Here is a 20,253-nt window from a genome sequence, read left to right as displayed (position 1 = left end):
CGGTGGAACCGGTACTAATCCAGCGAGGCGCCCCGCCCGCGCGGAAAATCGCACGCCGCGCATACGGCCGCGCGGCGCGCGTCATGCCTATTCGCCGTCGACGAAGCCGTAACCGCCGCCGCCCGGCGTTTCGACGACGAACACGTCGCCGGCCGCCATCTGCGCGCGGCCGATATGCGCGAGCGTCTCGACGGTGCCGTCGGCGCGCTCGATCGTGTTGCGCCCGAGCGCGCCCGCTTGGCCGCCCGCCGCGCCGAACGGCGCATGGATCCGGTTGTTCGACAGGATCGATGCGGTCATCGGCTCGAGGAAGCGGATCCGCCGCACCGCACCGTCGCCGCCGCGCCAGCGCCCGCGCCCGCCGGAATCGGCGCGCAGCCGGTGCGACTCGAGCCGCACCGGGTAGCGCCATTCGAGCACCTCCGGATCGGTCAGCCGCGAGTTCGTCATGTGGGTCTGCACCGCGCCCACGCCGGCGAAGCCGTCGCCGGCACCGCTGCCGCCCGCGATGGTCTCGTAGTACTGGTAGCGCGCGTTGCCGAACGTGAAGTTGTTCATCGTCCCCTGGCTCGACGCGACGCAGCCGAGCGCGCCGTACAGCGCATTGGTGATCGCCGACGACGTCTCGACGTTGCCCGACACGACGGCCGCCGGATACTCGGGGTTCAGCATCGAGCGCGCCGGCACGATCACGTCGAGCGGCTTCAGGCAGCCGGCGTTCAGCGGAATGTCGTCGCCGACCAGCGTGCGGAACACGTACAGCACCGCGGCCATGCAGACGGCCTTCGGCGCGTTGAAGTTGTTGTCGAGCTGCGCGGACGTGCCGCCGAAGTCGATCCGCGCACTGCGCGCCGCGCGGTCGACGCGGATCGCGACGCGAATCTCCGCGCCGTTGTCGAGCGGATAGCGATAGGCGCCGTCCTGCAGCGCGCCGATCACGCGTCGCACCGCTTCTTCCGCGTTGTCCTGCACGTGCGCCATGAACGCGACCACCACGTCGCGGCCGAACTGCGCGACCATCCGCCGCAGCTCGTCGACGCCCTTCTGGTTCGCCGCGATCTGCGCGCGCAGGTCGGCCATGTTCTGCTCGACGTTGCGCGCCGGATAGCGGCCCGACGCGAGCAGCGCGCGCGTCTCGGCGTCGCGCAGCACGCCCGCCGACACGAGCTGCCAGTTGTCGATCAGCACGCCTTCTTCGTCGATGTGGGTCGAATCGGGCGGCATCGAGCCGGGCGTGGTGCCGCCGATGTCCGCGTGGTGGCCGCGCGAGCCGACGTAGAACAGCGGCGTGTCGGCATCGTCCGCGAGCACCGGCGTGATCACCGTGACGTCGGGCAGATGCGTGCCGCCGTGATACGGATCGTTCAGCATGAACACGTCGCCGTCGCGCATGCGGCCGCGGTTGCGCTCGATCACCGTGCGGATGCTCTCGCCCATCGAGCCCAGATGCACGGGCATGTGCGGCGCGTTCGCGATCAGGTTGCCGGCGCCGTCGAAGATCGCGCACGAGAAGTCGAGCCGCTCCTTGATGTTCACCGAATACGCGGTGTTCTGCAGCCGCAGCCCCATCTGCTCGGCGATCGACATGAACAGGTTGTTGAAGATCTCGAGCCGCACCGGATCGGCCTCGGTGCCGAGCGAGCGGCGCACCGGCAGCGGCGTCGTGCGGGTCAGCACGAGGTTGCCCTGCGCGGTCATCTGCGCGCGCCAGCCCGGCTCCACGACCGTCGTGCCGTTGCGCTCGGCGACGATCGCCGGGCCGTCGATCGTGTCGCCAGCGAGCAGCGCGTCGCGCACGTAGAGCGCCGCATCGTGCCAGCGGCCGCCCGAATAAAACCGCACGGTGTCGTGCACGGGCACGCTCGCCGCCGCGTCGCGCGGCGCGAGCGGCGCGACGTCGACCGGCGCGTCGGAGCGGCCGATCGCCTCGACCGACGCCAGCTCGGCCACCAGCGGCGTGCCGGGCATCAGGAACGCATAGCGCTGCCGGTACGCGGCCTCGAACGCCTGCTGCATCGCGGCGACGCTGCCGGCCGGCACGTCGAGCGCCGAATCGGTGCCCTGGTAGCGCAGGTGCACGCGCCGCTCGGTGGCGATGCGCTCGGGCGCCACGCCCTGCTCGAGCAGCGCGCCGATCGCGTCGTCGGCGAGGCGGTCGAGCGCCGCGTTCAGCGCCGGCAGCGACGCGTCGGACAACACGGCTTCGATCGCGGCCTCGCGCATCGCGGTCTGGTCGGCGAGCCCCATCCCGTAGGCGGACAGCACGCCCGCGAGCGGGTGCGCGAACACCTGCGTCATCCCGAGCGCGTCGGCCACGCCGCACGCGTGCTGGCCGCCCGCGCCGCCGAAGGTCGTCAGCACGTAGCGCGACACGTCGTGGCCGCGCTGCACGGAAATCTTCTTGATCGCGTTCGCCATGCTGCCGATCGCGATCTCCAGGAAGCCTTCGGCGAGCGCCTCGGGCGTCTCGCGCCGGCCAGTCGCCGCGTGGATTTCGTCGGCGAGCGCGGCGAACTTCGCGACGACGCCGTCGCGATCGAGCGGCTGGTCCGCGTTCGGGCCGAACACGCGCGGGAAGTGCTCGGGCTGGATCTTGCCGAGCATCACGTTGCAGTCGGTCACCGTCAGCGGGCCGCCGCGCCGGTATGCGGCCGGCCCGGGGTTCGCGCCGGCCGACTCCGGCCCGACGCGCAGCCGCGCGCCGTCGAAGCCGAGCACCGAGCCGCCGCCGGCCGCGACCGTGTGGATGCTCATCATCGGCGCGCGCATCCGCACGCCGGCCACCTGCGTGTCGAACACGCGCTCGAACTCGCCGTGGTAGTGCGATACGTCGGTCGACGTGCCGCCCATGTCGAAGCCGATCACGCGCTCGAAGCCGGCCGCGCGCGCGGCGCGCGCCATCCCGACGATGCCCCCGGCCGGCCCCGACAGGATCGCGTCCTTGCCCTGGAACGCGTCGGCGCGCGTGAGGCCGCCGCTGCTCTGCATGAACTGCAGGTTCACGCCGGGCATCTCGTGCGCGACCTGCTCGACGTAGCGGCGCAGGATCGGCGACAGGTATGCGTCGACCACGGTCGTGTCGCCGCGCGGCACCATCTTCATCAGCGGCGACACCTCGTGCGACACCGACACCTGCGTGAAGCCGATCCGGCGCGCCAGCAGCGCGAGCGCACGCTCGTGCGCGGTGTGCCGGTAGCCGTGGATCAGCACGATCGCCAGCGCACGCACGCCGGTATCCAACACGCTGCGCAGCGCGGCTTCGGCGCCGTGCAGGTCGAGCGGCACGACGACGTCGCCGTGCGCGCCGATCCGCTCGTCGATCTCGACGACCGTCTCGTACAGCGCGTCGGGCAGCACGATGTCGAGATCGAACAGCCGCGGCCGGTTCTGATACGCGATGCGCAGCACGTCGCGAAAGCCGCGGGTCGTCGCGAGCGCGGTGCGCTCGCCGTTGCGCTCGAGCAGCGCGTTGGTCGCGACCGTGGTGCCCATCTTCACCATCTCGACGCGCTCGGGCGTGATCGGCTCGCCGTCGGCGAGGCCGAGCAGCTGGCGGATGCCGGCCACCGCTGCGTCGCGATACTGCTCGGGGTTTTCCGACAGCAGCTTGTGCGTGACGAGCGTGCCGTCCGGGCGGCGCGCGACGATGTCGGTGAACGTGCCGCCGCGGTCGATCCAGAATTGCCAGCGCGCGGCGTCGGAGGAAACGGGGGAAGTGTGTCGGTCGGTCATGGCGTTGAAGTCGATGCGTCGTTGAAGCGGAGGACGAGCGCCGCCGCACGGCGCGCGTCGCGCGCCGCGGGTGGGCTTCGATGAACGTGGGAAGGTGAAGCGGCGGGCGCGGTGCGCTTACGCGGCGTCGAGTTCGCGGCCGCGCGTTTCGGGCAGCGTCAGCGCGGCGACGATCAACACGCCGTACGCGGCGACCGCGAAGATGCCGATGCTCGCGCCGAGCCCGTAGTGCTTCGACAGCGCGCCGATCAGGAACGGAAACAGCGCGCCGACTGCGCGGCCGACGTTGTAGCAGAAGCCCTGCCCCGAGCCGCGCACGCGGGTCGGGAACAGCTCGGTGAGGAACGCGCCCATCCCGGAGAAGATGCCCGACGCGAAGAAGCCGAGCGGAAAGCCGAGCCACAGCATCGACGTGTTCGTCAGATGCAGCGCCGGCGACGTGTAGGCGAATGCGATCACCATCGAGCCGAGCGCGAACAGGATGAAGTTCGGCTTGCGGCCGAGACGGTCGGTCAGGTAGGCGCTCGTCAGATAGCCGATCCACGAGCCGACGATGATCGTCGCGAGATAGCCGCCCGTGCCCATCACGGTCAGGTGCCGCTCGGTCTTCAGGAACGTCGGCAGCCACGTCGTGATCGCGTAATAGCCACCCTGCGCGCCGGTGGTCAGCAGCGCCGCGCGCAGCGTGGTCGACAGCAGCTTCGGCGCGAAGATTTCGGTGAGGCGCGGCGCGTCGGTCGCGCGCTGCGCGGCCTTCTCCTTTTCGTAGACGTCCGGCTCCTTCACGTAGCGACGGATCACGACCACCAGCAGCGCGGGCGCGAGGCCGACGAGGAACAGCGCGCGCCATGCCTGCTCGGCCGGCAGCACCGAGAACAGCAGCGCATACAGCAGCGCCGCCAGGCCCCAGCCGATCGCCCAGCCCGACTGCACGAGCCCGACCGCCTTGCCGCGGTCGCGCGCGCGGATCACTTCGCCGATCAGCACCGCGCCGGCCGTCCATTCGCCGCCGAAGCCGAAGCCCATCAGCGCGCGCGCCGCGAGCAGCTGCGAGTAGTTCTGCGCGAGCCCGCACATTGCGGTGAACACCGCGAACCACAGCACGGTCAGCTGCAGCGTGCGCACGCGGCCGATCCGGTCCGACAGGATGCCCGCGAGCCAGCCGCCGAGCGCCGATGCGAGCAGCGTCATCGTGCCGATGAAGCCGGCGTCCGCGAGCGAAATGCCCCACGTCGCGACGAGCGTCGGGATCACGAACGACAGCATCTGCGTGTCCATCCCGTCGAGCATGTAGCCGACCTTGCAGCTCCAGAACGCGCGGCGCTCGCGCGGCTGCGCGTGCGCATACCATCCGAACAGGCCGTTGTCGTTGCGTGCGGGGCCCGTCGGATCGGCGGCGGGCGCCGCGAGCGTCTTGCTTTCCATGGTGAAGCTCCTGTCGAAGTGTGCGGTTCGGTCGATGCGCGTCGGGTAAGTCGCGCCGGCGGACGCCGGCTCAGAACACCGCGAGCGACGCGTTCGTCATGTCGGTGATCAGCATGTAGCCGGGCGTATGCGCGATCGCGAGCGGCAGCTTCGCTTCCATCAGCGCGGTTTGCGGCGTCACGCCGCACGCCCAGAACACCGGCAGCTCGTCGTCGCGCACCGTCACCGCGTCGCCGAAATCGGGCGCGCCGAGATCGGCGATGCCCAACGCCCGCGGATGGCCGATATGGATGGGCGCGCCGTGCACGCCGGGAAAGCGGCTCGTGATCTGCACCGCGCGAATCGCGTCGGCGCCGCGCAGCGGGCGCATCGACACGACCAGCTGGCCGCCGAAGATGCCCGCCCGGCGGTTCGGAATCGACGTGCGGTACATCGGCACGTTGCGGCCTTCTTCGATATGGCGCAGCGCGATCCCTTCGCGTGCGAGCATGTCCTCGAACGAGAACGAGCAGCCGATCGCGAACACGACGAAATCGTCGCGCCACAGCGCTTCGAGCGAATCGACGCGCTCGGTCAGCCGGCCGTCGCGGTACACGTTGTAGCTCGGCACGTCGGTGCGCACGTCGAGATCCGCGCCGAGCACGTCGACCCGGAACGCGCCCGGCTCGCCGACACCCAGCAGCGGACACGCCTTCGGATTCGCATGACAGAAGCGCAGGAAATCGTGCGCATGCGCGTTCGGCAGGATGGCGAGGTTCGCCTGCGCGAACGGCCCGCACTGGCCGGCCGTCGGGCCGCGGAACGCGCCGCTGCGTACGGACCGGCGGAATTCTGAAGGGGTCATGTAGGTGCTCTGAAGATCGGTCGGTGGTCGGGATGACGCGCTTGCGTCAGCGGATACGGCGAAGAATAGGAAAGAAAAAATTGGCCGGCCAACGAGTTTTTTTGCTGCCGGTGTATAGAATTCCTTAACGCGTATCGGGGTCTTCCCCGATCCCGTTCAGTTTTCTTCACCGGCAAGCTGCGCGTCCCACGTCCACCGATCGCCCATGAACACGCGCTTTCTCGAAACCTTCGTCACGCTCGCGAAGCTGCGCAGCTTCCGCACCACGGCGGCTGCGCTGCATGCGACGCCGGCCGCGATCTCGCAGCGCGTGAAGGCGCTCGAGGACGAGTTGCAGACGGTGCTCGTCGACCGCGACAGCCGCGAATTCCGCCTCACCGCGCACGGCGAATACCTGCTCGGCTACGCGAAGGCCGTCGTCGCCGCGACGCAGGAGCTGCAGGCGGCCGCGGCCGGCGACAGCGCGTTGCGCGGCAAGCTGCGGCTCGGCGTGATCGAGACGGTCGTGCACAGCTGGCTGCCGCACTACCTGCGCCGGCTCGCCGCCGACTATCCGCAACTGGAGGTCGACCTGACCGTCGACGTCAGCGTCGTGCTGCAGCGCCGGCTGATGGCCGGCGAGCTCGATCTGATCATTCGGGTGGAAGGCAGCGACGAGCCGTCGGTGGTGTGCGACGCGCTCGCGAACTATCCGGTGCGCTGGATCGCCCGCGCGGGGCTGCTGCCGAACACGCGCACGGGCCTCGCGCGGCAGGTGCTGCGTCAGCCGATCCTCACCTACGGGCGCGGGACCGCGCCGCATCGCGCGCTCGAGGACATCGTGCGCACGCTCGCGCACGCGCACGGCGTGCCGCTGTCGGAGACGCGCATCACCGGCTCGCCGTCGATCTCGGTCATCGTGCAGCTGGTGCGCGACGGGTTCGGCGTCGCGGCGATTCCGGTGCTGTTCGTCGATGCGCTGATCGAGCGCGGCGAGGTGGTCGAGCTGCCGCTGCAGCCGTTGCCCCCGTCGATCGTGGTGTCGATGTCACGGCGCGCGGATGCGCCGAAGTTCGTGCACGGCGCGTCGATCGCCGCGCGCGCCGCGTGTCATGAGTATTGCGGGAACAGCAACCGGTTGCTGGTGGAAGCGCTGTGACGCGGTGACGGGTCACTGCTCTTGCGCTCAACGAGGTCGGGCATCGCCGGATACGAGCCGGTTGCCGCAACCGCCATGCGCGGCCATCCGCGTACGCCCACGCGCTTTCGCCGATAGCCGAATGCTCGCGCCCGCGCATCGTGCTGGCGTACGTGCGCCGTGGCTACCGCGTGCGGCTCGCGCGTCGCGGCGCGCGTTCTCCGTCGGCGTCGTCGGACGCGAGCATCTGCGGAATCTCGTCGACGAGCGCATCGACGACGACACGCACCTTCGACGGTACGTGGCGCGACGCCGGCCGCACCGCGAACACTTCCGCGCTCCCCACGCTGTCGCTGTCCATCACGAGCGCGAGGCGGCCGTCGCGCAGATACGGCGCCATCAGCCAGCATGGCAGCCACGCGAGCCCCGCGCCGGCCGCGGCGGCGTCCGCGATCGCCTGCAGGTCGTCCAGCCGCAGGCGGCCGGCCGGGCGATGCTCCCGCACCGTGCCGTCGGCGCCGATGACGCGCCACGGCGACGGCTGCCCGCCGCGCGCGTACGCGATGCCGACGTGCGACGCGAGATCCTCGACCCCGGCTGGCCGGCCGTGTCGCGCCAGATAGGCAGGCGACGCGCAGATGCCCATCTGCTGCATGCCGAGCGGGCGGCAGACGAGCGCGGTCGTATCGACGAGCGGGCCGACGCGCACCGCGACGTCGAAGCCGTCGTTGACGAGATCCGCGATGCGATCGCTGAACGACATCTCGACCTCGAGCCGCGGATGACGCTCGACCAGCCGCCGCATGACCGGCGCGACGCACTGCCGGCCGAACAGCACCGGCGCGCTGATGCGCAGCCTCCCGGACGGCTCGCGGCGTCCCGCGTCGAGCGCGGCCTCCGTCTCGCCGAGCTCGGCCAGCACGCGGCGGCATTGCTCGTAGTACACGAGCCCTTCGTCGGTCAGGCTCAGGCGGCGCGTCGTGCGCTGCAAGAGCCGCACGCCGAGACGCCGCTCGAGCCGCGCGACGATCTTCGCGACGGCCGAGCGCGTCACGCCGATCCGCAGCGCCGCCGCCGCGAAGCTGCCCGATTCCACCACGTCGACAAATTCCGCGACGCCTCTCAGTCGTTCGTCCATGCGGCTCCGCTCCGATGCGATGACGGGTTGTGTCCTTGCAGGCGACAATCGTCGGCCGAATTCTCGCCAATGCGTCCCCGTGCGCGACACTATGATAGTCCCGACTATCTCGAAAAAGGAGTCGACATGCAGGCATGGCAACTGAAACCCGGCGCCGGCATCGCCGGGCTACGCCGCATCGACGCGACCGCGCGCGCCGTCGGGCCGACCGACGTCGTCGTGAAAATCCATTCGGCGTCGCTGAACTTTCGCGACCTGATGTTCGCGCGCGGCGACTATCTCGGCATCGGCGACGCACCGCTGATCCCCGTCGGCGACGGCGCGGGCGAAGTCGTCGAGACCGGCCGCGACGTCACGCGCTTCAAGCCCGGCGATCGCGTGATCAACACTTACTTCCCGACGTGGATCGACGGCCCGCCCACGCCGTCGAAGGTCGCGGGCTCGCCCGGCGCGCAGTTCGACGGCGTGCTCGCCGAGTATTTCGTCTCGGACGAAAACGCGCTGGTCGCGATCCCCGCGCATCTCGACTACGACGAAGCGTCGACGCTGTCGTGCGCGGGGATCACCGCGTGGAACGCGCTGTTCGCCGACGGCGGCGCGGCGCCCGGCTCGACCGTCGTGCTGCTCGGCACGGGCGGCGTGTCGATCATCGCGCTGCAGCTCGCGCATGCGGCGGGCCTGCGCACGATCATCACGTCGTCGAGCGACGCGAAGCTCGAACGCGCGCGCCGGCTCGGCGCCGACGCGACGATCAACTATCGCGCGACGCCCGAATGGCAGCACGAAGTGCTGCGGCTCACCGGCGGCACGGGCGCGGACATCGTCGTCGAGGTCGGCGGGCGGGACACGCTGCCGCGCTCGGTCGCCGCGACGAAAATGGGCGGCGTCGTGTCGGTGATCGGCGGGCTCAGCAGCTTCGCAGGGCCCGAGCTCGGCCTGCTGTCGCTGATCGGCGGCATCCGGCGGCTGCAGGGCATCATGGTCGGCAGCCGCGCGATGCTCGATGCGGTGGCCGGGCTCGTCGACGCGCGCAAGATCAAGCCGGTCGTCGATCGCGTGTTCGGCTTCGACGAGACGCCGGACGCGTATGCGTACCTGCAGTCCGGGCAGCACTTCGGGAAGGTCGTGATTCGCGTCGCGTCGTAAGGCGTGACGGTGCGGGCAGCCGTGGCAACCGTCGTCCGTCCGATCGTCGCGGTCGGCGCGATCGCGGCCGCGCCGGCCCTGCCCACGCCCAAAGCAAAACGCGGCGCCCTCGGGCGCCGCGTTTCGTTTCATGCGTCGTGCACGCCGTCGTCAGAACATCTGGCGCAGGCCGATCGCCGCGCCGGCGTTGTTGGTCCGGCCGATCTGGTCGACCCTGCCCGTGGCCGGGCTGGTTGCGCCCGGATAGTCGGCGGCGAATGCGCCGTTGCCGCGCGCGACATCCACCGTGCCGTACACCTCGGTGTGCTTCGACAGCGCATACTCGGCCAGCACGGTCGCGGAGTAGTTGATGCCGGCGCCGAGCGTGCCGTCGAGCCGCTCCGCGTTGCGCGCATGGCCGTAATAGCCGGCCACCGTGATCAGCAGCGGCGCGGAGGCTTGCCAGTTCGCGCCGACGTAGAAGGTATCGTCGATGCGGTTCGGGCTGCCCGCGCGCAGCGTCGGTGCGCCGGCTTGCTGCATGTTGAAGTCCGTCGTGCCGGTCCTGTCCTGGCCGTGCAGCCAGCCGGCCAGCAGCCGCACGGCCGGGGTGACCTGATACGCGCCGCTCACGTGCAGGAAGTTCACCTTCGCGCCGTTGACCGCACTGCCGTTCAACGACGATACCGAGGTCTGGTGGAAGCCCGCGTTGATCGACGCCGGCCCGTGCGCATAGGTCAGTTCCACGCCGTACGTGCTGTCGAGGCCCATTGCGCCGGCGTGATTGCCGAAGCCGTAGATCGCGTCGACGCTGAAGCCGTTGTACGAAAACTGGTACTTGACGGAGTTCGGCACCGTCAGGAAGCCGCCGATGCCGTTGTACATCCAGCTGTCCTGCCAGTAGTCGCCGACGGTCATCGGGTCGAAGGTGTCGCCCATCGTGTCGTACAGCGGCGCGTACTGGTTGCCGAAGGTCAGCGTGCCGTAGCGGCTGCTCGACAGCCCGACATAAGCCTGCCGGCTGAACAGCGTGTTCGCCGCGTGCAGTTTCCCGTCGCCGAGTTCGAAGCCGTTTTCGAGGCGGAAGATCGCCGACAGCCCGCCGCCGAGGTCTTCGCTGCCGCGCAGGCCCCACCGGCTGTGCGTTTCCGGGCCGACCGTCATCCCGATCAGGTCCCGGCCGTCCGGGCCGGCGTTCGTTTGATAACGAATGGCCGTGTCGACGAGGCCATACAACGTGACGGAACGCTGCGCGAACGCGGAAGGTGCTGCAATAGCGAAAATCGCGCCGATACCGGCGGGAACGACGATACGTCTCATGAAAGGCCTCCCTGAGCAAATTAATTTTGTAAGCACTCCGACAGCATTTGCGCGCGTGGCCGGAACTGCGACCCGGAGAATAATCGGTCATATACGCGACACCTATTGCTGTTTCTGGATTGGACCTTTCCAACTTCGTCAACAATCGCGCAGATCGTCGGGCGGCATTCTGTAAGATGAAAGCCCGCTCCGATTCGCCGCCCATCCCATGTCGACCGCCGCCACCGCCCTGCTGCCGCTCGCCGGCGTCCTGCTGCTGAGTGTCGCCAGCCCGGGCCCGAACTTCGTCGTCGTCACGTCGACCGCGCTCGCCCGGCGCCGCGCCGGCGTGATGACCGCGCTGGGCCTCGCCGCCGCATCCGGCAGCTGGGCCGCGATCGCGATCGGCGGCCTGAGCCTGCTCGTGACCCACGTTGCATGGGTGCACACGGCGCTGCGGCTCGCGGGCGCCCTCTATCTGATCTGGCTCGGTCTGAAAATGGTGCTAGCCGCCGGCCAGCCGGCAGCGCCCGCCGCGCCCGCAACGGCGGGCGGCTGGCAGGCCGCGAGAAAAGGCTATGTGGTCAGCATGACGAACCCGAAGGCCGTCGCGTTCTACGGCAGCATCTTCGCGTTGATGGTCCCGGCCCAGGCGTCGGCATGGTTCGACGGCGCGGTCGTCGCGCTGTCGATCGCGATCTCCGGCACCTGGTACGGCGCGATGGCGCTGCTCGCGTCGCACCCGGCGGTGCGCCGCCTGCTGGTCGCGCGCAAGGCCGCGCTCGATACGACGGCCGGGCTGCTGCTGATGGGGGTCGGCGGGAAGATGCTGGCCGGGCGCTGAGCGGCCGCACGATCGCGCGGCGGCACGCGCGGCGCCGCGTCATTCATCGTGCATCGTGCTGCGCGCGCTCCGCGGCCGCGATGATCGCGTCGGCCACGGCCTTCGGCTGGCTGAGCATCGCGACATGGCTGCCGTTCACGCGCGTCACCGTCGCGCCGATGCGCTTCGCCATCGTTTCCTGCAGCGTCGGGTCGATCATCCGGTCCTGCGTCGCGACGACGTAGGACGACGGCTTCGCGTGCCACGCGGCCTGCGCGACCTTCTCCGCGATGCAGCCGCCGAACCACGGCCCCTGCGTCGCCGCGACGATGCGCTGCTGCACGGGCGGCAGATCGGGCGCGAAATCCTGCGCAATGGCCTTGTCCGACAGCCTTGTGAAGCCTGCCGCGTCCTTGCGCAGCTCGCCCGCCCACGACGGCGGCGGCAGCCCCTGCGTGACGTCGGCGATCGACTGGCCGCTGTCGGGCGCGAACGCCGCGACGTAGACGAGCGACTTCACCTTGTCGTCGTTGCCCGCTTCGCTGATCACGACGCCGGCCCACGAATGGCCGACCAGCACGACCGGCCCCTGCTGCTGGTCGATCACGCGCCTGGCCGCGGCCGCATCGTCGGCGAGCGAGCTCAGCGGGTTCTGCACGGACACGACGTGCAGGCCGCGCGCCTCGAGCAGCGGAATCACCCGGTTCCAGCTCGAGCCGTCGGCGAACGCGCCGTGCACGAGGACGACATTGGTGCCTTTCAGGTCGGCCTGCGGCGCGGCATGCGCCGCCACTGTGCCGAACAGTCCGCCGAGCACCGCGGCGGAGACGAGAACCCGTTTCATCAATCGAACCATGGTCATGCTCCTTTCTGTTCTGATCAGGAATGCGCGTAGAGGTCATCGGACGGGATGGCGTCGGGATGCGTGGCGCGCGCCTGCGTCATGTCGCGATGCCGGACCGGCGACGGCGTTTCGGCGACGTTGTCGCCGTCGGACTTCGACGGGCCGTTTTGGTCGGACTGTGCGACCCGCAGCGTGGCGGCGGCAACGTCGTCCGGGTAGTGCGGTTCGCTGCGGGCCGGGTTGTAGCCGGCCTGCTCCAGCCGAACCAGTTCGGCGCGCACGTCGGCGCGCGTGAGGCCGTGTCCGGCATCGGCGAAGGACAGCGCAGGGGCGATGGCAAGTGCGGCAGCAGCGAGGATTCGGGCGGTTTTCATGAGCGTTCTCCTGAAGGGAAGTTGGCAGGTCGATCATTCGGCATCCGATGCAACGTCGCATGTCGAATGTTTTCTGCATGTCGACAGTAGAACCCGCCAACGTATCCGGCATGTTTCCGTCACCGGGGCCGAGTGCATGCCAGTTTTTCCAGGACGGCCGCAGATACAGTGCGATACACAATCACGCGCCGCATTCGCCGCGCAAAATAAAAAAGGCGTGCCGATTGCGGCACGCCTTGCTCGCGCGACATCACGTCACGGCGCGAGCCGTGTAAACACGTAATCGTGGTTCTTCACGCGCGCCTGATGACAAGCGAAGCAGGTCTGATGCTGGCCGATGTCCGCCGGCACGCCGTTGATGAAGCGCCCGAACCCCCAGCCACCGGTCGCCGCGTAGCGGCGCGAGTCCTTCACCATCACCTGAACGGTCGTCGCCTGCCCCGGCACCGTCGCCGGCGGGAATTCGTCCGACTGCTTGCGCTTGTACGCCAGCTTGACGAGGATCGTGCCGTCCGGAAACGGCTGCGTCGCCTGCTCGAGCGCGCGGATCGCGACCGGATTGCCGAGCACCACGCGCAATTCGTCGAGCGGCGCGGCCTCCTCGGCCGGCGCGACCAATTCCCATTTCCGGTAGCCGGGCGGAATCGTCACGCCGTAGATCGGCGACGCGGCCGGCTTCGTCGGCTCCGCGAACGCGGCCGGGCCGTCCGCCCCCAGCGCGGCCAGCAGCAGCACGCCCGCAAAGCATGCGCGAACCACGCCGCGACGCATGACACCCGTTCCCGCCCGCATCACAGATGCTCCACTTGCAGGATCGCATCGGCGAACGCCTGCGGCGCCTCCTGCGGCAGGTTGTGGCCGATGCCGCCGCTGATCGTGCGGTGCTGGTATCTGCCGGTGAACTTCTTCGCGTATGCGGCCGGTTCCGGATGCGGCGCGCCGTTCGCGTCGCCTTCCATCGTGATCGTCGGCACCGTGATCGCGGGCCCGGCCGCGAGACGCCGCTCGATGTCGTCGTATTGCGCATCGCCCTTCGCGAGCCCGAGACGCCAGCGGTAGTTGTGGATCACGACGGCCACGTGATCGGGATTCCGGAACGACGCTGCCGAACCGAACGCGCGTAGGTCGCGTCGTCGAACTGCCATTTCGGCGACGCGAGCTGCCAGATCAGCTTGTTGAACGCGTCGCGGTTCTGCGCGTAGCCGAGCGCGCCGCGCTCGGTCGAGAAATAGAACTGGTACCACCACTGGAATTCGGCCTGCGGCGGCAGCGGCTTCTGGTTCGCCTGCTGGCTGCCGATCAGGTAGCCGCTCACCGACACCAGCGCCTTCACGCGCTGCGGCCACAGCGCCGCGATGATGTCGGCCGTGCGCGCGCCCCAGTCGTAGCCGCCGAACACGGCCTGGTCGATCTTCAGCGCGTCCATCAGCGCGACGATGTCGACGGCCGTCACCGCCTGCTGGCCGTTGCGCGGCGTGTCGGCCGAGCGGAACGTCGTCGAGCCGTAGCCGCGCAGGTACGGGACGATCACGCGATAGCCGGCCGCCGCGAGCAGCGGCGCGACTTCGGCGTAGCTGTGGATGTCGTAGGGCCAGCCGTGCAGCAGGAACACGACGGGGCCGTGCTTCGGTCCCACGTCCGCATACCCGACGTTGAGCACGCCCGCGTCGATCTGGCGGATCGCGCCGAACGACGCGCCGCCGCCGGCCGCGCGCGGCGTCGGCGACGCATCGGGCGCCGATTGCGCGCGCGCGAGATTGCCGAGCCCCAGGTCGGCAAGGCTCGCGAGCGTCGTGCCCAGGATCAGGCGGCGGCGGGTGTTCACGGTTTCAGGCATGACTCGTTCTCCATGGTCGATAGCTGAGGAAAGGGCCCACGGCACTGGGCGGGCGCGCTGGAATCGCTTCACCGGATTTATATCCGAACCTGGCCGATGCTTTGTATCTCAACGTATCTGCGTTCGAATACGACATACAGCGATTCAAAATCCTGTGAAAAACGGCACCTGCGGACGAACGCGAGCCGTGTTTGCGCAGGCTCGCGTTCGTCCTTCAGACCACGCCCCTACGCGCGGCGCAGCGGCCGGAACCCGGCACGCACTTCCTGCGCAAACAGCTCGGGCTCCTCCCATGCCGCGAAATGCCCGCCCTTGCCGACCTCATTGAAATAGATCAGGTTGTGATAGCAGCGCTCGGCCCAGCTGCGCGGCGCCTGATAGATCTCGCCGGGAAACACGGTGATGGCTGCCGGCAGCGCGATGTCCACCGCGTTGAAGTTGTTCGAGTGATCCTCCCAGTAGATCTGCGCCGCGGACGTCGCCGTGTTGGTCAGCCAGTACAGCGAGATGTCGTCGAGAATCTCGTCGCGCGGAATCGAGCGCTCGGGAATGCCGCCGCTGTACGTCCACTGCGAGATCTTGTCGTACATCCATGCAGCCTGCCCGGCGGGCGAATCGGCCAGCGCGTAGCCGACCGTCTGCGGGCGCGTCACCATCATCGCCGAGTAGCCGCAGTTGTCGCGGTAGAACGTCGCGAGCTTTTCATAGGCGGCCTTTTCCTTCGCCGACAGCCCGGCCGGCGCGGGCGCGTCGGTCGCGAGCAGCGTCGCGATGTCGGGCGGCACCGTGGCCGGCATGTTCACGTGAATCCCGGCCAGCCCCTTCACGCGCTGCATCGCCATCCGGTGCGAAATCACCGACCCGCAATCGCCGCCCTGCGACACGAAGCGCGCATAGCCCAGACGCGCCATCAGTTCGCCCCACGCGCGCGCGATGTGGTCCGAGCCCCAGCCCGTCTTCGTCGGCCGGCCCGAGAAGCCGAAGCCCGGCAGCGACGGCACGACGACGTGAAACGCATCGTCGGCGCTCGCGCCGTGCGCGGTCGGATCGGTCAGCGGGCCGATCGCCTTCAGCAGCTCGAAGATCGAGCCGGGCCAGCCGTGCGTCATGATCATCGGCATCGCGTTCTCGTGCCGCGACCGGACGTGGATGAAGTGAATGTCGAGGCCGTCGATTTCCGTGATGAACATCGGAAAGCCGTTCAGGCGCGCTTCGCCCTTGCGCCAGTCGTAGTCGGCGCCCCAGTACTGGAGAAGCTGCTGCATGCGCGCGAGCCGCACGCCCTGCGATTCGTCGGCTACCGTCTCGCGGCCCGGCCAGCGCGTCGCGGCAATGCGGCGGCGCAGGTCGGTCAGCGCCCGCTCGGGAATGCGAGCGGTAAACGGCCGTATGCCGGTGTTGCCCGTGGCCGCGTGCAGCGCGGTGGGCAGCATCGCCGATACGCCGGCTGCCATGGAGGACGCCAGCAGATGGCGACGCAGCGGGGAAAAAGGTGTGGAAGACATCGTTCGGCATCTCCTTTCTTGAAGTGGAAAGTGAACATGCCGCGCGCGCCGGCGCGCCGTCTGTCGAGCGGGCGCACGCGGTCGTGCGGCGTCGCCCATTTGAAAGGTCCGATGTATCGCGAGTTTGTCCGGTACGTATGCGTTTGTAGCCGTGCGCCGCGCGGCGCGGTCAAGGTGCGGTCAAGGTGCGACCCAGCGGCCGTCGTAGCCGTCGTCGTGCAGCTCGAACAGCGCACGGCGATGGCCGCTGCGCGCGAGGTCGAGCCAGTCGATGCGCGTCACGGCGACGTCGAGCACGCAGAAGTTCGCGTAGCCGTCGGCGGCGGATGCCGTGCTGGGAGCCGGCGCGACATGCGCGTGCCCGGGCGCGTCGATCGGCGTGCCGGGCGGCAGCGGCGCGCGGTACAGCAGCAGCGTGTGCGGACGGCTCGCTTGCCAGACCGCGCGTCGCTGCGCTTCATCCGCGCAGATCGAGGCGACGCCTTCCACGCGAATCTGCACGAGCGCGTCGAGATCGACGCCGATCAGCGCGATGCGCGGATCGCGACGCAGCTCCGCGACCTTCTCCGAGCGCGCATCGGTGTGGAACGACAGCACGTGGCCCGCGCGGCGCACCTGACGCAGCACGAGCGTGCGCACTTTCGGCGCGCCGTCGAGGCCGAGCGTCGCGGCCTGCAGCATCGTGAACGGCGAGCGCTGCGGCCCGACGCCGGATTCGAGGCAGGACCACAGACGGTCGTAGACGTGCGCGAGCGAGTCGGCAGCTGGAACGGACATGATGGCGCGGCGCGGTTGAGGAATTCGATCGCGCCAGCTTAACCGATCCGCCGGCGCGCTTCCCGCGTGAGCCGCGGTGCGCCGGGCGGCTCAGTTGTAGCCGCGCACCACGGTCGCCGCGGTCGTGTCGCCCGGCTCCGCGGCGAAGCGGCCGAGCACGTCCGCGACGTACTGCGGCCCTGCGCCGATCTGCGACGACCGATGCGCGGCCGGCCCGATAGCGGCGACGACCGGCGCGGCGCCGGTCGATCCGACGCCGTCGGTGACGATGCTCATCGAGGCCGCCTCACGCGGCGAGCGCCGCGCCATACGCGCGCGCGAGCCGCGCGACGCCTTCCCGGATCGCGTCGACGTCCGGCGCGGCGTACGACAGGCGCAGCGACGCGTCGTCGACGTTGTCCGCGAAGAACGCGTTGCCGGGCACGAAAACGATCTTGTTCGCGATCGCGTGCTGCAGCAGCTGCGCCGACGACACCGCGCCGATCCGCGCCCACACGAACATCCCGCCTTCCGGACGATGGAATTCGATCGCATCGCCGAGGCCGTCGCGCAGCGCATCGCACATCGCCGCGCATTTGCGCTTGTAGGCATCCGTGATGCGCGGCAGATGACGTTCGAGCGCGCCGTCGGCGAGATACTCGGCGGCGATCGCCTGCGTCCACGGCGCGCTGCACAGATCGACCGTTTGTTTCGCGATCACGCAGCGTCGCGCGATCTCGGCGGGCGCGATCGTCCAGCCGACCCGCAGGCCCGGCGCGACGATCTTCGACAGGCTCGCGAAATGCACGATCCAGTCGCGCGCGCCGTCCACTTCGCCGGCGAGCGCCAGCATCGACGGCAGTGCTTCGCCCGCGAAGCGCAGGTCGGCGTACGGGTCGTCCTCGACGATCAGGAAGCCGTGCCGCACCGCGAGGCGCAGCAGCTTCAGGCGGCGCTCGCGCGCGAGCGTCGCGCCGGTCGGGTTCGCGAAGGTCGGCACCGTGTACAGCAGCTTCGGCTGCGCGATCGTGCCCGATGCCAGCAGCGCGTCGAGGCGGTCGACGTCGAGGCCGTCGCCGTCGACCGGGATCGTGACGACGCGCGCCTGCTGCAGGCGCAGCGCCTGCAGCGTTGCCGGGTAGGCCGGCTGCTCGGTCAGCACGACGTCGCCCGGCGCGACCATCACGCGCAGCAGCAGGTCGAGGCCCTGCTGTGAACCGGTCGTGACGACCAGTTCGGCGGGCGTGCAGGCAACGCCGCGGCGCGACATCAGCGCGAGGAGCTCGTGCTTCAGCTCGGCGAGGCCGTCGGTCGGGCCGTATTGCAGGCAGCGGGTCGGCTGCGCGTAGGCGCGCGCGGCGGCCGCGTTCAGGCCGTCGACGTCGAACAGGTCGCTGGCCGGGTAGCCGCCCGCGAAGGAAATCATCCCGGGCTCGCCGAGATACTTGAACAGCTCGCGGATCGGCGAGCCGGCGGGGTGCTGGAACGGGGTGGTGAACGCGTACATGTCGTCGTGAGCTGGATGGCGGCGACGGCCGGGATAGCCGCCGGGGCCGCGCGCCGCGGCGCGCGTGGCGCACGCCGCGGGGAATTCAAGCCACGATTGTCGGCAGCCGTTAAAGCCGCCGCAAACGATATCTATGCACTATGTCTTGCGGTTTGGTCATCAATTGGCGCGCGGGGAACGCGCGCCTTGCGGCGTTGCGAAGCAAGGCCCGGCCGCTCTGACGGACGTGTGCGGCCGGCCGTCGGGCAAGCTGCCACCGGCGACGCCACGGCCGGCCGGGCCACGGCGCGAGCTCGCCGCATCGTCAGCGGTACGCACCACGACGCAGCATCGGCAAGGCGCGCCGTGCCCCGGCCGCCGGCAAGCGTGCGCTATCCGTGCGGCGGCGCTATGCCGTCGCGGACATAGCAGGCAATCGCCTCGAGCATGCCGAGGTCGAGGTCCTGCACGCGGTCGGCCCCGAAATGGGCCAACCATTTGCGCGCAAGCTCGGCATGCGCCGTCGTATGCCCGGTCGCGGCAAGGGCACTCAGGTCTTCCAGTGCTGAACGCTCGTCCATGTCTTCTCCGTGATCCTGATGGTCCGGACGCTGCCGGCCGTCGTCGCGGCCGGGCTGCCGTCAGACGGCTTCGAGCGCGAGAGCGATGCCCTGGCCGCCGCCGATGCACAAGGTCACGATGCCGCGCTTGATGCCGTCGCGGCGCATCGAATGTGCAAGACGGGTGGTCAGGACGGCACCGGTCGCGCCGATCGCGTGACCGTGCGCGATCGCGCCGCCTTCGACGTTGATCCGCTCTTCGTCGATGCCGAGCTCGCGCGCGACCGCGATCGGCACGGCGGCAAAGGCCTCGTTGATCTCGAACCGCTCGACGTCGTTCATCGACCACCCGGCACGCGCGAGCGCCATCTTCACTGCCGGCACCGGCCCGAGTCCGAACAGGCCCGGCTCGACCGCCCCCACGCCGTACGAGACGAGCGTGGCGATCGGCTCGATGCCGCGCGTCTCGGCATAACGCCGCTCGGCCACGATCATCGCCGCCGCACCGCTGTTCAGGCCGGGCGCATTGCCGGCGGTGATGGTGCCGTCAGCGCGAAATGCGGGCTTCAGCCTCGCAAGCGACTCGAAGTTCGTGTCCGGGCGCGGCTGCTCGTCGCGCTCGAATCGGACGGTCTGCTTGCGCCCCGCGACCTCGACCGCCACCAGTTCGGCGTCGAATGCCCCACGCGCCTGCGCGTCGGCGAAGCGCCGTTGCGAACGTTCCGCCCAGCGGTCCTGCTGCTCGCGCGTGATCCCCTTCATCGCGACGAGGTCTTCCGTGTGCCATCCCGAATGCAGGTTGGAGAACGCATCGACGAGGCCATCCACGAGCATGCTGTCGGCGATCTCGGCATTGCCCATCCGATAGCCCCAACGGCCGCCGCCGAGCAGATACGGCGCGCCGTCCATGTTCTCCATTCCGCCTGCCGCCGCAACCTCGCCGAAGCCGAGCCAGATGTCCTGCGCCGCATTCGCGATGGCCTGCGCACCGGAGCCGCACACGCGATTGACCGTCAGCGCGGGCACGGTCACGGGAATGCCGCCCGCGACGGCCGCCTGACGCGCGGGATTCATCTTGTTGCCGGCCTGCACGACGTTGCCCATCACGACCGACGCCAGCTCCGCCGGATCGATCTCGCTGCGACGCACCGCTTCGCGCAACGCGGCCGCGCCGAGCGCCGTCGCCGCAACGTCCTTCAACGTGCCGCCGAACGCGCCGATTGGCGTCCGGACGGGACTGCAGATCACTACCTGTCGAGCAACCATTTCAACACTCCATTCAAAGCCCGCTTCATGCGGGACGGATGCCGCCGCAACTCGACGCGGCGCTTGCGGGAAAGGAACGCATGCATTCGCATGCCCGGCACGTTCGCAAAGCGTTCTCGTGT

Annotated in this window: 17 protein-coding genes and 1 pseudogene; 3 read left to right on the top strand and 15 right to left on the bottom strand. The window is 69.6% G+C overall.

Going from position 1 to position 20,253, the window contains the following annotated elements; genetic code table 11:
* Positions 1-87: 87 nt before the first annotated feature.
* The 3 genes from WJ35_RS21290 to WJ35_RS21280 form a co-directional block, all read right to left on the bottom strand.
* Positions 88-3,732, bottom strand: coding sequence for a hydantoinase B/oxoprolinase family protein (locus WJ35_RS21290; protein ID WP_069239931.1), 3,645 nt, complete (start codon positions 3,730-3,732; stop codon positions 88-90).
* 117 nt (positions 3,733-3,849) lie between these two features.
* On the bottom strand, positions 3,850-5,157 hold the full coding sequence (locus WJ35_RS21285) for an MFS transporter (RefSeq protein ID WP_059623024.1): 1,308 nt from the start codon (positions 5,155-5,157) through the stop codon (positions 3,850-3,852).
* Between the two features lie 70 nt (positions 5,158-5,227).
* Complete coding sequence (locus tag WJ35_RS21280) at positions 5,228-6,001, bottom strand: putative hydro-lyase (protein ID WP_011881367.1); 774 nt, start codon at positions 5,999-6,001, stop codon at positions 5,228-5,230.
* A gap of 205 nt (positions 6,002-6,206) precedes the next feature.
* Between WJ35_RS21280 and WJ35_RS21275 the strand changes: the two genes are divergently transcribed.
* A complete protein-coding gene (locus WJ35_RS21275; RefSeq protein ID WP_011881366.1) occupies positions 6,207-7,139 on the top strand; it encodes a LysR family transcriptional regulator in 933 nt (310 codons plus the stop codon).
* A gap of 163 nt (positions 7,140-7,302) precedes the next feature.
* Here WJ35_RS21275 and WJ35_RS21270 read toward each other — a convergent pair whose 3' ends face one another.
* Entirely contained in the window at positions 7,303-8,256 is a 954-nt protein-coding gene (locus tag WJ35_RS21270) for a LysR family transcriptional regulator (RefSeq protein WP_069239930.1), read from the bottom strand.
* Positions 8,257-8,382: 126 nt separating this feature from the next.
* Here WJ35_RS21270 and WJ35_RS21265 point away from each other — a divergent pair, with 126 nt between their 5' ends.
* Positions 8,383-9,402, top strand: coding sequence for a zinc-dependent alcohol dehydrogenase family protein (locus WJ35_RS21265; protein WP_069239929.1), 1,020 nt, complete (start codon positions 8,383-8,385; stop codon positions 9,400-9,402).
* A 150-nt stretch (positions 9,403-9,552) separates the two neighbouring features.
* Here WJ35_RS21265 and WJ35_RS21260 read toward each other — a convergent pair whose 3' ends face one another.
* Positions 9,553-10,701 (bottom strand): porin, encoded by a 1,149-nt coding sequence (locus tag WJ35_RS21260; protein ID WP_069239928.1) that lies wholly within the window; start codon positions 10,699-10,701, stop codon positions 9,553-9,555.
* A gap of 208 nt (positions 10,702-10,909) precedes the next feature.
* On the opposite strand from WJ35_RS21260, the gene WJ35_RS21255 reads away from it, so the two are divergent.
* On the top strand, positions 10,910-11,524 hold the full coding sequence (locus WJ35_RS21255; RefSeq protein WP_059890507.1) for a LysE family transporter: 615 nt from the start codon (positions 10,910-10,912) through the stop codon (positions 11,522-11,524).
* A 43-nt stretch (positions 11,525-11,567) separates the two neighbouring features.
* On the opposite strand, the gene WJ35_RS21250 is transcribed toward WJ35_RS21255, so the two are convergent.
* The 10 genes and pseudogenes from WJ35_RS21250 to WJ35_RS21205 form a co-directional block, all read right to left on the bottom strand.
* Positions 11,568-12,359: an alpha/beta fold hydrolase gene (locus WJ35_RS21250; RefSeq protein ID WP_069239927.1), complete on the bottom strand. Its 792-nt coding sequence runs from the start codon at positions 12,357-12,359 to the stop codon at positions 11,568-11,570.
* Between the two features lie 23 nt (positions 12,360-12,382).
* The gene (locus tag WJ35_RS21245) at positions 12,383-12,721 is read right to left on the bottom strand and encodes a DUF4148 domain-containing protein (RefSeq protein ID WP_060235618.1); all 339 of its coding nucleotides are present in this window, start codon (positions 12,719-12,721) and stop codon (positions 12,383-12,385) included.
* Positions 12,722-12,976: 255 nt separating this feature from the next.
* Entirely contained in the window at positions 12,977-13,513 is a 537-nt protein-coding gene (locus WJ35_RS21240) for a cytochrome P460 family protein (RefSeq protein WP_060235619.1), read from the bottom strand.
* A pseudogene (locus tag WJ35_RS21235) lies at positions 13,513-14,558 on the bottom strand (alpha/beta fold hydrolase). The gene WJ35_RS21240 and the pseudogene WJ35_RS21235 overlap by 1 nt, the downstream one beginning before the upstream one ends.
* A gap of 227 nt (positions 14,559-14,785) precedes the next feature.
* A complete protein-coding gene (locus WJ35_RS21230; RefSeq protein ID WP_069239926.1) occupies positions 14,786-16,063 on the bottom strand; it encodes an epoxide hydrolase family protein in 1,278 nt (425 codons plus the stop codon).
* 180 nt (positions 16,064-16,243) lie between these two features.
* Entirely contained in the window at positions 16,244-16,840 is a 597-nt protein-coding gene (locus tag WJ35_RS21225; RefSeq protein ID WP_069239925.1) for a pyridoxamine 5'-phosphate oxidase family protein, read from the bottom strand.
* A 90-nt stretch (positions 16,841-16,930) separates the two neighbouring features.
* On the bottom strand, positions 16,931-17,116 hold the full coding sequence (locus WJ35_RS21220) for a hypothetical protein (protein WP_069224512.1): 186 nt from the start codon (positions 17,114-17,116) through the stop codon (positions 16,931-16,933).
* Between the two features lie 10 nt (positions 17,117-17,126).
* Positions 17,127-18,326, bottom strand: coding sequence for a PLP-dependent aminotransferase family protein (locus WJ35_RS21215; protein ID WP_060235629.1), 1,200 nt, complete (start codon positions 18,324-18,326; stop codon positions 17,127-17,129).
* A gap of 371 nt (positions 18,327-18,697) precedes the next feature.
* Positions 18,698-18,886, bottom strand: coding sequence for a hypothetical protein (locus WJ35_RS21210; RefSeq protein WP_014724447.1), 189 nt, complete (start codon positions 18,884-18,886; stop codon positions 18,698-18,700).
* Positions 18,887-18,946: 60 nt separating this feature from the next.
* Positions 18,947-20,131, bottom strand: a complete 1,185-nt coding sequence (locus tag WJ35_RS21205; protein WP_011881353.1) for a thiolase family protein — start codon at positions 20,129-20,131, stop codon at positions 18,947-18,949.
* Positions 20,132-20,253: the final 122 nt, after the last annotated feature.

Origin of the sequence: Burkholderia ubonensis, from assembly GCF_001718695.1 — a bacterium.
Lineage (GTDB): Bacteria > Pseudomonadota > Gammaproteobacteria > Burkholderiales > Burkholderiaceae > Burkholderia > Burkholderia ubonensis_B.
The sequence above is the reverse complement of the archived record's forward strand: the minus strand, read 5'-3'. Positions and strand labels throughout refer to the sequence as shown.